The organism is Actinomadura meridiana (assembly GCF_039537545.1).
GTDB lineage: Bacteria > Actinomycetota > Actinomycetes > Streptosporangiales > Streptosporangiaceae > Spirillospora > Spirillospora meridiana.
This window is the reverse complement of sequence record NZ_BAABAS010000020.1, coordinates 763,196-774,292: the sequence shown is the minus strand read 5'-3', so window position 1 is coordinate 774,292 and position 11,097 is coordinate 763,196. Positions and strand designations below refer to the sequence as shown.

11 protein-coding genes and 1 pseudogene are annotated in these 11,097 nt (G+C 66.8%); 3 read left to right on the top strand and 9 right to left on the bottom strand.

Features of this window, described 5'->3' with window-relative positions; genetic code table 11:
• Positions 1–77: 77 nt before the first annotated feature.
• The gene (locus ABD808_RS29780) at positions 78–638 is read right to left on the bottom strand and encodes an aldo/keto reductase (protein WP_486303659.1); all 561 of its coding nucleotides are present in this window, start codon (positions 636–638) and stop codon (positions 78–80) included.
• A 177-nt stretch (positions 639–815) separates the two neighbouring features.
• Between ABD808_RS29780 and ABD808_RS29775 the strand changes: the two are divergent.
• The 3 genes and pseudogenes from ABD808_RS29775 to ABD808_RS29765 all read left to right on the top strand — a co-directional run.
• Positions 816–959 (top strand): annotated as a pseudogene (locus ABD808_RS29775) (transcriptional regulator); the annotation flags it as partial.
• Positions 960–1,020: 61 nt separating this feature from the next.
• Positions 1,021–1,398, top strand: coding sequence for an MmyB family transcriptional regulator (locus ABD808_RS29770; protein ID WP_344903490.1), 378 nt, complete (start codon positions 1,021–1,023; stop codon positions 1,396–1,398).
• 187 nt (positions 1,399–1,585) lie between these two features.
• Positions 1,586–2,554, top strand: coding sequence for an endo alpha-1,4 polygalactosaminidase (locus tag ABD808_RS29765; RefSeq protein ID WP_344903488.1), 969 nt, complete (start codon positions 1,586–1,588; stop codon positions 2,552–2,554).
• A gap of 568 nt (positions 2,555–3,122) precedes the next feature.
• Here the strand turns inward: ABD808_RS29765 and ABD808_RS29760 are convergent.
• The 8 genes from ABD808_RS29760 to ABD808_RS29725 all read right to left on the bottom strand — a co-directional run bounded on the left by ABD808_RS29760 (position 3,123) and on the right by ABD808_RS29725 (position 10,984).
• Positions 3,123–3,374 carry a hypothetical protein gene (locus ABD808_RS29760; protein ID WP_344903484.1) on the bottom strand — a complete coding sequence of 84 codons (252 nt, stop codon included), beginning with the start codon at positions 3,372–3,374 and terminating at the stop codon, positions 3,123–3,125.
• Between the two features lie 86 nt (positions 3,375–3,460).
• Positions 3,461–4,033 carry a DUF4360 domain-containing protein gene (locus ABD808_RS29755; protein ID WP_344903479.1) on the bottom strand — a complete coding sequence of 191 codons (573 nt, stop codon included), beginning with the start codon at positions 4,031–4,033 and terminating at the stop codon, positions 3,461–3,463.
• A 147-nt stretch (positions 4,034–4,180) separates the two neighbouring features.
• Entirely contained in the window at positions 4,181–4,831 is a 651-nt protein-coding gene (locus ABD808_RS29750; protein WP_344903476.1) for a DUF4360 domain-containing protein, read from the bottom strand.
• A 163-nt stretch (positions 4,832–4,994) separates the two neighbouring features.
• Positions 4,995–5,660, bottom strand: a complete 666-nt coding sequence (locus ABD808_RS29745; RefSeq protein ID WP_344903473.1) for a pentapeptide repeat-containing protein — start codon at positions 5,658–5,660, stop codon at positions 4,995–4,997.
• Positions 5,657–6,811, bottom strand: coding sequence for a WXG100-like domain-containing protein (locus ABD808_RS29740; RefSeq protein ID WP_344903471.1), 1,155 nt, complete (start codon positions 6,809–6,811; stop codon positions 5,657–5,659). The genes ABD808_RS29745 and ABD808_RS29740 overlap by 4 nt, the downstream gene beginning before the upstream one ends.
• A 181-nt stretch (positions 6,812–6,992) precedes the next feature.
• Positions 6,993–7,259, bottom strand: coding sequence for a hypothetical protein (locus ABD808_RS29735; RefSeq protein WP_344903468.1), 267 nt, complete (start codon positions 7,257–7,259; stop codon positions 6,993–6,995).
• A 435-nt stretch (positions 7,260–7,694) separates the two neighbouring features.
• Positions 7,695–10,208: an ABC transporter permease gene (locus ABD808_RS29730; protein ID WP_344903465.1), complete on the bottom strand. Its 2,514-nt coding sequence runs from the start codon at positions 10,206–10,208 to the stop codon at positions 7,695–7,697.
• The gene (locus tag ABD808_RS29725) at positions 10,205–10,984 is read right to left on the bottom strand and encodes an ABC transporter ATP-binding protein (protein WP_344903462.1); all 780 of its coding nucleotides are present in this window, start codon (positions 10,982–10,984) and stop codon (positions 10,205–10,207) included. The genes ABD808_RS29730 and ABD808_RS29725 overlap by 4 nt, the downstream gene beginning before the upstream one ends.
• Between the last annotated feature and the right edge of the window lie 113 nt (positions 10,985–11,097).

The following is an 11,097-nucleotide window of genomic DNA, read 5'->3' as shown; positions in this document are numbered from 1 at the left end:
CAACCTGCCCTCAGACACCGCTGAGTGACCTCACCGCAGGTGTCCGTGCAACGGGGGGAAGCTCACCTTGATGCGTGTCAGCGGCGGGTTTCGACCTTCAGGGCGCCTGCGGTGACGGCGCGGATGTGGTCACTGGCGAGCAGGTCGTGGGGGTAGCCGAGGTCGATCGCGCTGACGGTGTCGAGACAGGCCAGTTGGTCGGGGTCGAAATCGACATCCAAGGCGCCCAGATTTCCCAGCAGTTGCTCGGGGGTGCGAGCGCCGATGACGGGTGCGGTCACCTCCGGATTCTGGAGCGTCCAGGCTAGGGCCACCTGGGCGGGCGTGCGTTCCAGCTCCGTGGCGATGTCCCGCACGACGTCGGCGATGGCAAGGGTCCCTTCGGTGACCATGCCCAAATTGGCATTGAAACGCTTGCGGCTGCTTCCCCCAGAGTCGGCATCCGTCGCGGTCAGATCGGCGCGGCCATACTTGCCAGACAGGACGCCGCCGCCCAATGGCGAGTACGGGGTCACCCCCAGCCCCATCGCCCGTGCCATAGGGATCAGGTCACGTTCTCCGGCGCGGTTGATGAGGCTGTATTCGATCTGTAGCGCGACCAGCCGTGACCAGCCGCGCAGGTCGGCGATCGCTTGCATGCGCGAGGTCTCCCACGCCGGAGCGTCCCAGCGGCCGGTAGGTGTCGAGGGTGAGCGACATCGTGTCCTCCTGTGCTCGCGATCAACGTCGAGCTTCAGCCTGCGACCACCGAGAGCCAGGGGTAAGGGAAGCAGGTTCCTGGGAACACCAGTCCCACGCTGGCTGTTGCGCGAGCCATGATCACCGGCGCGGTGGACGAGACGCGGGAACTGGCCGTGTTCCTCCGGAGCCGACGCGAACGCCTGGATCCACGGGACGTCGGCCTGCCCGTGCGTCGGCAGATCCGACGGACTCCGGGGCTGCGCCGCGAAGACGTCGCGGAACTGGCCGGGATCAGCACCGACTACATCGTGCGGCTGGAACAAGCCCGCGGACTGCGAAATGGCGAAGCTGCTCCTGGACTTCGACACACTCCCGCAGCAACAGCGCAATGCGATGTGGCTGTGCCTGATGAAACCGGAAACACGGGAACTCTACGTCGACCGCGAACGTGTAGTGCGAGAGGGGATCGCCAACCTGCGCACCGCGTGGGCGGCGCATCCAGAGGACCAGGCGTTGACCGATCTCATCAGCGAATGCATCACCCGCGATAAGGAGTTCGCGCGATTGTGGGCCGAGCGAGAAGTCACGGCCAACGCCCGCGGACACAAGACGATGCGGCGCCCTGACGCTGGTGAGATCACAGTGCATTTCGAAACACTGACGCCACCCCAAGATCCGACCCAACTGTTGGTCATCTACCGCCCCGGCCGACGATGAAAGCCAGTTAGCCCTGGCACACCTGTCCGCACGGTAAACGCACCGTGTCTTCATCGAGGAACTCGACTCCAAGTCTCTGGTAACGCCCACGATCACGTACCGTCGTCGAGCAACCCGATTGACATTGGGCTGGAGTTCCTGATTCCGTGTTACCGGAAGATCGTTCGGTATAGCGGAAAGGGTATGAGTGAAATCCTACCGTAATGCTCTCTGTGTCTTACTGCTCAGCGTCTCCACCCTGGCCGGAACGGCGAACGCGGCCAGTGCCGAGCAGGCCGACCGCTGGAAACCACCGGTCAACAGCCGCTGGCAGTACCAACTCGCAGGCGATCTCGAGCACCGCAAAACCGGTGGCGTCGACGTCGAAATCTGCGGGCAGCTCCCCAGCGGAGGCGAGTGCCTCCGCCCACAGGTCTTCGACATCGACCTGTACGCCGACCTCAACGTCGTCGACAACAACACGACGCTCAACACCGCGGCCGTGGCCCAAATCCACCAGAACGGCGGCAAGGCCATCTGCTACGTGGACGCGGGCGGCATCGAGAACTTCCGCCCCGACTACAAGCAGTTCACGGACTGGCATACGGCCCACGGCAACTCGCTCATCGGCAACCCCTACCCCGATTTCCCGGACGAGCGGTTCGCCAACATCAACGGCGCCGAGCAGCGCGCGTTCCTGCTGGAGATGACCGAGGCCCGGGTGCAGAAGTGCGTCCAGGCCGGCTTCGACGGCGTGGAGTTCGACGTCGTCAACACCCACGAGGCCGACCAGGAATTGGACGACGCCACCGGCAAACCCAAGAACGTCAGCGGCTGGCTGATCACTCCCGAGAACCAGCTGATATTCAACCGGGCCCTGGCCGACCTGGGTCACCGCTACAACCTGGCCGTCGGCCTCAAGAACGACCTCAGCCAGATCGACGAACTACAACCGGCGTTCGACTTCGCCATCAACGAGTCGTGTTCGCAGTACGAAGAGTGCGACGCCCTCAAGCCCTTCGTCGCCAACAACAAGCCCGTGTACCAGGTCGAGTACGACAGCTCCCCAGGCAACGACCCGTGGCGCTTCTGCGCCGAAGCCGCAGCCAATAACTTCAACGCCATCAAGAAGAACGAAGACCAACAGCTCCTCGCACCGTTCACCCCCTGCCGCTAACCACCCGCCCCGGGGCGTGCGCATCGAACCACCCGCACGCCCCGGCCCCACACCTCAATACAAACTTGGGCCAGGGCACCATCTCGCCCACCCGGGGGAGGCCGCCGCGTTGTCCACGCTCGCCCTCGTCAGCCGGTGGGGCGAAACTGCCCCCACCTGAGTTCCGATCATCGGCGGCAGGCGCGTCCCACCAATGCTGGTGTCATCCCCGCCACGATCGGCGGCCTGGTCATGACGTTCGTGACGGTGATGATGGCACTCACCTGGTTCGGAGCCATTGAAGGTGTTTCCTACGAGAACATCTGGTGGGAAACCTTGGCCAAGACCGCCATCACCCCCATCGCCTTGTGGGGCCCAATCCTCCTGGCACTCACCGCCGCCTACTACACGCGCCGCAGCGCAGAACCCAACAAGGGCCGCCCCCTCAACGCGGGCCACAACGCCCCAGACCGGTCAAGCTTCGCGCAGCCAAGGCACACCACTCCACCAAACACCCGCCCCGGCTACAGAATCGCGCCGCGCATCACCCGACCGACATCTGAATCCTCCGAGGGTGGGCACCTCAGATTCAGCGGCCGCGTCGAAAATGAGTCGCCCCGACGGCGATCGCAAACAACAGATCGACGAAGACGATCATTCCCAGGGTGAGCAGCAGTGCGCCGCCTGTCCAATCTCCCCCGGCCCACAACAGCGGGCCCACCAACAGCATCAGCGCATCGATGACCACGAGGGTGAGGATGAAGCCCAAAAACTGCGACCACCAAGACCGCGACGCACGGGATGCGCCCGCGTGACCCGTCTCCCCCAGTTGCTTCGCCATGTCACTCAGTATCCATGTCCTGGCGTCCGTGGAGGGTGTCACAGACAGGGACATTCGGTGACCGTCAGCGCCACAGCGGCTGAGGGCTATGGGCAGGTCTTCCAGGCGAGGTCGTAGAGGTGGTGGGGGAAGTTGTTCATGTTTTCCATGGAGACGTAGCTGACCTTCGAGGGATCCGATGTTCCCTGATGGGCTCGTAGGTCACTGGTGAAGTTGAGGTTCCAATCCTCGTCGCACGGTTTCCAGGTGATTGAGTCCGGTGAAGGATGGTCGGTGATCCACCATTCGTCGTTGAAAGGCCCGTTCAGGGTTTGCGTGATCTCGGACGACGGCGCGTTCTGGAACGAGTAGCCGACCTTGAGAGTGGCCATCGCGCCCTCTTCCAAGAAGGCATAGCCGCTGTTGGCAGAGGACGAGATGGCGTACGTGAACCCCTTCGGGACGTTGAGCTTCAGGACGGCCGTGCAGGACTTGCGGCGGTCAGGAGGTTTCGACGAACCACCCGTCTCTGCCAAGGGGCCTTCGTAATAGAGGGACAGCCGCCCACTACCGTCCTGGACGGACGCCCCGACAGTACCGGGCGGGCACCCGGAGCCGTAGAGAGCCACGATCTCGACACTGACCCCGTCCGGGCCGCGGACGAGGTGGGGAGCGGCCACGGCCGGTTTTGCCGAAGTCGTGGTCACAGCTAGTGCCGCGGAGACCATGGCGGAAATGGCAAGGCATTTGTTCATACGATCCCCTCTTCGCAGGGGTGAGTATCGTGCCCTCTCGCACTTGGCGATGAACACATGCCCGTGCTGGGGCTAGGGGCAGGTTTTCCAGGCGAGGTTGTAGAAGTGGTGGTGGCTGTCGGCCATGGGTTCCATGCCGATGAAGTTGAGCTTCGACGGGTCCGAGGTTCCCTGGTCGACCGTCAGTTCGCTGGTGATCTGGAGGTTCTGATCCTCACCGCACGGCTTCCAGATGATCGAGTCCGCTGGCGGATTGTTTCTGAACTCCCAGTCATCTTTGAAGTGACCACTCACGGTGTGCGTGACGTCGGGTGGTGGAACGTTCTGGAAGGAGTAGCCGAGCTTCACAGTGGCCTTCGCACCATCTTCTATCGCGGCGTAACCGCTATCGTACGACGACGAGATGGCGTAGGTGAATTCTTTCGGTACGTTCAACTTCAGGACGACCTTGCAGGTCTTGCGGTGGTCGGGCGGTATCGACGAACCGCCCGACCGCGCCGCGAAGCGGTCGTACTCGACCCTGAGCATCTTGGAGTCAGACAGAATGCTCGCCCAAGTGGATCCGACCGGGCACCCGGAGCCGTAGAGTGCGACGATGTCGACGGTGACCCCGTCCGGGCCTCGAACAAGGCGGGGACCGGCTGCCCCGGCCGGTGCGGCCGAAGTCGCGGTCACAGCAAGCGCCACAGCAGTTGCGGCGGAAATGGCAAACCCTTTACGCATACGATCCCCTCGTCACAAGGAACCACGGCCGACTCTAGCGACCACGAAGACGGCGGCCGAGCTACTCAGAGAATCAACCTTGAACGCGGGAGATGCGCAAGGTCACCAGGCACAACACCGTGCGCCAGCAGAGCTTCTCCGACCGCCTCCTGGAGCTGAATCGTCAGTTATGGACTTCGACCTCGGGTGCGCCATGGTCAGCGAACCAGCGTTGGAGGTCATCTCCGTCGAGCAGATGAGGTGACGTGGCCCCGACGTCGACAGGGCCTCGGACATGACCGGTGGCGCGGGCGAGACGTGAACCCGCCATGCGCACCTCGCAAAGCGCGGTCGAGGTTGTGGGCCCACCGAAGGCACACGCTTGTAGGTCGGCCCCACGCAGGTCCGCTCCGGCAAGCCATGCGTTCCCGAGCTTGGCCCTGCGGAGATCGGAATTTTGTAGGTCGGCGTCCTCGAACTCGCATGACCGGAGATCCGCGTCAGCGAGCAACGCTTTCTGCGCATCGCTCGCTCGCCCCTGCGCCTTTCGTAGAGATGCGCCGCTCAGATCGGCCCCGCGCATGCGCGCTCCCACCAGGGACGCTCCTCCAAGATTCGCGTCGCGGAGCTTGACATCGTCCAGGATCGCCTCGTCCAAGTAGGCACCGAGCAGGTCGAGGCCGGACAGATCGGCGCCGGAAAAGTCAAGGCCGTTGCCCGCGAGAGGCGGAAGTACGATCTGGGGGTCGTCAGGAAGAGCGTCGAGATAGGTCTCCAATGCCTGCTTCGCGGTCGCATCGTGCGGAAATGAGCCAACGTCACCGCGAGTACGCCCAAAGTTCTCACTCATGGTTTCCATATTACCCTCCCACCCCACTCCGGATGGGCGGCGACCACTTGCTTCATCGCGTTGACCCGCTCCGGCGTCATGCCAATCGGGTCGATGATCACGTTACGCCCTTCGCCTATTTCTTTATTTACCATTGCAGTGAAACGCTCGGCCGATTGTGGCCTTGGAATCGGCTCGCCTGGATTACGTCCATAACTTGGCTGAAGATCTGGAGAACTCTTGACATCCCAATACTTGCCAGTCGCATCGACGAATTCACCCTGGTCCATCCCCGCTTCATCGAACGGGGCCCGCTTGATCGGGCCGGGCAGAAGACCATCTCGTTCGAGCTGCAGACCGACCTCCGCCTCACGTTCCGTCTTGGCGGAGATCTTGCCACCGTGGGCAGGGTCCTTCGCCAGCTCTGTCAGCCGAGCCTGATACTCGGGAGTGCCCGGTACGAGGCCGAGCCGACGCTCCGTGGCCTCGATGTCCTTGGCGAGCGCCCTGCCGACCGTCTTGTCGAAAGCGGCTTGGACGGCTTTGACGACTTTGGTGTCGGCGGTGGCCTTGAGGAGGTCTGCGAGGATCTTGCGGAGCGCCCAGCGTTCGGCGATGCTCGCGACGCGGCTGAGCATGTAGGCGCCGACGCGGGACAGGATCCGGCCGAACAGCTTGCGCAGGAGGCCGGAGACGACGCCGGCGCTAAGGAGAAGGATGATCTCGGCGATGTGCTCGCCGGTGACGATGCGGGTGGCGTCCCGGATGGCCTGGGCGTACTCGTGGCACGCGTTGGCCAGGGCGGTGCACATCGCCTGCAGGCCGGTCATGATGGTCGATGCGTCGCCGGGCCGGTACAGGGTGGCCCAGTAGGTGGCGACGGCGGTGTATTCGGCGTTGTCGGCCGGGTCGAGGATGGTGCTGATCGTCCAGTTCAGCCATGAGGCGACCTGACCGATCTCGCGGGCGGCCTCCGACCAGGCATCGCCGGTCTGATCGAACATGTCCGGGTTGCCCTGCGGCCAGTCGTTGGAGGTGCCGAGCAGATCGTCCACCCAGCCGGGCAGGCGCGGTACCGCGTGGCGGATGAGCGGGACGGTGGTGTTGGGCGCCCAGCTCATCGCCCCGATAACCGACGGGGGCGCGGTGGCCACCGCGAAGTTCTTCGACACCGGATGCGGCTTTAACGGAGGTGAAGCCGAGGTGCCGAATAGGGAGTCTGATATCTTCAGTGTCACACCTACGGCCAGCGAGCATCTTCATCGCGAGAAGATGTCGGGGCGATGCGACTGAGACCCGGAGCCCGGGATGGTCGAAGACACGAGTAGCGGCGGGGTCCCCGCCCGAAGCACCCTAGACGCTCGCCTGTTCGTTCAGCCGCCATTGGGGCAAAGCGAGTTCCCGGACGAGCGCGCGGACTTCCTCTAGGACGATGCCGTGCGGCTCGAAAACCGCATCAATGTCACGAGTGGCGCCGCGTGCATCGTAGGCCAACGCCTTGGCAGCACCTCCGCCAACATAGATGTCTGCGGTAACACCACGGCGTGCCAGACAATCGCCGAGCTTGCGCAGGATGTCAGCGATAGCGGCACGATCAAGGAGAAGCTCTGAGTCGCTCACGCGACCTCCAGTTCCTGTGGTGCGATGAACACACCACGCCGACGGAACGAGGCAGGAGCATGAACAATCGCGTCGACCCTCGCGGCGCGCGTATTGAATGGGAACCAGAACCGATAGAGGCTCCGAGCCTCAGTCCAAGGCGCAGCCCCCCGCCCGCCCCCGTACGCGAGGTGCTCAGCAAGCGCAGCAAGGAATACGTCCCAACGTTCGTCACCAGTCGTCTCCGGCTCGTGGCCCTGATCAGCGCGCATGATCTACACCTCCACCTGTCCTCGTCGTCCTTGGAGGGTCCGCGACCCAACGGGGCCGCCGAGGGCAGGTGCAGGGACGTGTTGTTCAGCCGCTCAGATGTCGCTGCCGTCAAGGTGCGCCAGGTGTACGGGACGTCGGAGTTCATCCGTCTCATCCTCGGAGTTTCTCTCGGAGACGCTGCGGTCAGCCGGTGGTGTCGGGGTCGCCGCGTAGCGTGATGCGGGTGGTGGCGAGGGTGGTGAGGACGGTGAGTGCCAGGGCGGTGGCGGCGATCACGCCCAGGATCCAGGGCGGGCCGCCCGGGAGGGCCGAGTCGAGCACGCTGAGGCCCGCCGGGACGAGGGTGAGGGCGGCGATCAGCCCGCCGAGCGCGATGCCAGCGGCGGCGACGAGGGTCGCTTCGACCGCCATCATCCGCAGGATCTGCCCGCGAGTGGCTCCGACCAGACGCAACAGCCCGAATTCGCGGCGGCGTTCGGCGGTCGCGAGCGCCTGGGTGTTGATCAGGGAGATGACCGCGTAGCCGACGACGACGGCGATGATGAGCCCGGCCATGGTGGCCTGGGTGTGGTCCTGGTCCTGTTGGGCGGCGGCCAGGTCGTCGCGGTCGACGAGTCGCAGGCCGGGCCGGTCGATGGACGTCAGCGCGGTGGTCAGCGCGGACCGGTCGGCGCCGGGGGCGGCGCTGATGAGGATGCTCGGGACGAGCCCGGTGTCGGTGTGCGGGGCCAGCAGCGCGGCCGGGACGAGGGCCGTCTCGTAGCCGCGCGGCGCGTCGATGGTGGCGACGAGCTTGAGCCGGACGCGGGCGCCGTCACCGAGGCGCATCGCGATGCTGTCGCCGAGCCGGTGTCCGGTCGCGTAGCGGGTGGGCAGCACGACGGTGTCGCCTTGTAGCGCGGTCAGGGTTCCGGTGGCGGCGCGGTAGGTCGTCGTCCGGTCGGCTCCCTGCGCGGTGATGCCCTGGAGGGCGAGTTCGGTGGGCTGCGGCCCGGCCGATTCCTCGTCGTCCGCACTGCTGGACGGCGCGGGCGCCCCCGTGGGTTCGACGAAGCCGCGGCTGGGAATCTGGGCCGTCGCGGCGGCCACGCCGGGAATCTCGCGGACGGTGTCAAGGGTGTCCAGGGACAGGCCACCCGCGGTGGAGGTGAGCACGAGGTCGGCGCGCTGCGCCTGTTCGAAGGAGCGTCGCGCGCCGTCGGACTGGGTGGTTTGCAGGTACGTCAGGCTGAGGGCGAGACCCGTGGCCAGCATGACCGGCATCACCGCCGTGGTGAGGCGGGCGGCGCGGGCGCGGGCGTTGGCGGTGGCCAGTTCGCCGGACAGCCCGGACAGCGCGCGGACCGGACGGGTCAGGGCGCCGGTGATGGCGCGGGCCAGGACGGGGCCGAGCAGCCCGAACGCGATCGTCCAGACCAGCGCGGCGGGGGTGGCGACGCCACCGGCGTCGGGGCCGTCGGCCCCGGCGGTGCCGAACGCCAACGCGGTGCCGCCGCCCAGACACAGCACGCCGAGACCCGCCCGGACGAGGCTGAACCGGCGGCGCTCCGACTCGGCCTCGGCGAGCGCCTCGGTCGGACGGGTCCGCGCGGCCTGGTGCGCGGCCATGTAGGCGGCGCCCAGCGCGGCGGTTAGGGCGAGACCGGCGCCGACGATCAACGGGAGCGTCCCGGAGCGGAACGCGACGGAGTCGGAGACCACGCCGCCGTACACGAACACGTCCAGCAGGCGGCGGCCGAACCAGGGGCCGAAGACGCAGGCCAGCGCGGTCGCGGTCGTCGCCAGGATCATCGTCTCGGCCAGGATCATCCGGCGCAGTTGGCCCGGGGTGGCGCCGACCGCGCGCAGCAGCGCGGTCTGCCGCTGCCGCTGCCGGATCGACAGGCCCACGGTCCCGGCCACCACGAACGTCAGGGCCAGTGCCGCGAGGCTGCCGAACGAGGCGGCGAGCGGGATCAGGTCGTCGGTGCCCTCGATCAGGTCGGGGTCCTCGGCCCGGCCCCGGTCGTCCCCGGTCAGCACGGCCGGTCCGGACCCGGCCGCGGCCTTCACGGCCCGCGTGACCTGGCCGGTGTCGGCACCGGGCGCGAGCAGCACGCCGATCGAGTCGATCGTGCCGGGGTGTCCTGCCAGGCGGCCCGCGTCGGCGTCGGCGACGAAGACGTCACCGCTGCCGGTGGCCAGCCCAACGATCTGGAATCGTTCGGCGGCGCCGTGCACCAGCAGTTCGACATGACCGCCGATGCGCAGCCCGGCGCGTCCGGCCAGGTCCTCGCCGAGCACGACCTGCCCGGGACCGGACGGCGCCGTGCCCCGCGCGAGCCGGTGCGGGGCGAGCCGCGCCGATGCCCAGTTGTGCCCGGTGACCGTGCCGTGGGACGCGAGCGCGGCGGGGAAGGAGACGTCCGGCACCGCCGCGGCGACACCCGGAACCACGCTGATCTTCGCGGTCAGGGCGGCGTCCAGGCGAGCCCGCTCGGGGAAGATCAGCTCTTCGACGGTGCCGTGGTAACGCTGGTCGCCGGTGACGACGATCGGGGCGGCGGCCAGCCGTTGCGGCGGAGCGGCGGAGCGGATGCCGGTCTCCAGCAGCCCGCCGCAGCCCACCACGATCAGCGCGCCCAGAAACAGCGCGGCGAACGAGGCCAGGAATCCGCCCTTGTGGAAGCGCAGCGTGCGCAGTGCGATCCCGATCATCGGCCCGCTCCGTCCGCACCCAGGCGCGTCATCTGCGCGGCGACCTGCTCCACGGTCGGCTGGTCCAACTCACCGACCAGGCGCCCGTCCGCCAGGAACAGCGCCCGGTCCGCGTGCGCGGCGGCGATCGGGTCGTGGGTGACCATCACCACCGTCTGTCCCGTTTCCCTGACCGTCTCGCGCAGCAGGCCGAGGACCTCGCGGGCGGTGCCGGTGTCCAACGCGCCGGTCGGTTCGTCCCCGAACAGCACCGCGGGCCGCGCGACCAGCGCCCGCGCGATCGCCACCCGTTGCTGCTGGCCTCCGGACAACTCACCGGGACGGCTGCGCATCCGGTCACCGAGCCCGACCCGCCGCAACACCTCCTCCACCGTCCTCCGCTTGGGACGGCGTCCCGCCAGCCGCAACGGCAATGCCACGTTGTCGCGCACGGTCAGCGCGGGCAGCAGGTTGTACGCCTGGAACACGAAGCCGATCCGCCGACGGCGCAGCCGCGTCCGCTCCCGCTCGCCGAGCGAGGTGAGCTCCACCCCGTCCAACTCCACCGACCCCGACGAGGGCCGGTCCAACCCGGCCGCACACTGCAACAACGTGGACTTCCCGGAGCCAGACGGCCCCATGATCGCGGTGAAGCTGCCCCGCCGCAGCCCGACGCTGACCCCATCGAGCGCGACCACCGCACCGCCATAAACCTTGCGCACCGCCGTCAGCCGGACGACGTCGTCATAACCAAGCACACCGTCACCGGCAGGCGCTTCTTGCAGAGAGTTCGTCATACCGATCATCCTCTGCAAGCGGACGGCACCCCCGGCAGCCTCGAACGACTGAACCTCCCGTCCACCGATCGGTGGACAAGCCCCCGGCCCCTTGCAGATGAGCCCCGGCCAGA

Excerpts from the sequence above, each read along its gene's own strand:
- ABD808_RS29780 (WP_486303659.1), bottom strand. The coding sequence starts at position 638 with ATGCAAGCGATCGCCGACCTGCGCGGCTGGTCACGGCTGGTCGCGCTA.
- ABD808_RS29770 (WP_344903490.1), top strand. The coding sequence starts at position 1,021 with ATGGCGAAGCTGCTCCTGGACTTCGACACACTCCCGCAGCAACAGCGC.
- ABD808_RS29760 (WP_344903484.1), bottom strand. The coding sequence starts at position 3,374 with ATGGCGAAGCAACTGGGGGAGACGGGTCACGCGGGCGCATCCCGTGCG.
- ABD808_RS29750 (WP_344903476.1), bottom strand. The coding sequence starts at position 4,831 with ATGCGTAAAGGGTTTGCCATTTCCGCCGCAACTGCTGTGGCGCTTGCT.
- ABD808_RS29745 (WP_344903473.1), bottom strand. The coding sequence starts at position 5,660 with ATGAGTGAGAACTTTGGGCGTACTCGCGGTGACGTTGGCTCATTTCCG.
- ABD808_RS29730 (WP_344903465.1), bottom strand. The coding sequence starts at position 10,208 with ATGATCGGGATCGCACTGCGCACGCTGCGCTTCCACAAGGGCGGATTC.
- ABD808_RS29725 (WP_344903462.1), bottom strand. The coding sequence starts at position 10,984 with ATGACGAACTCTCTGCAAGAAGCGCCTGCCGGTGACGGTGTGCTTGGT.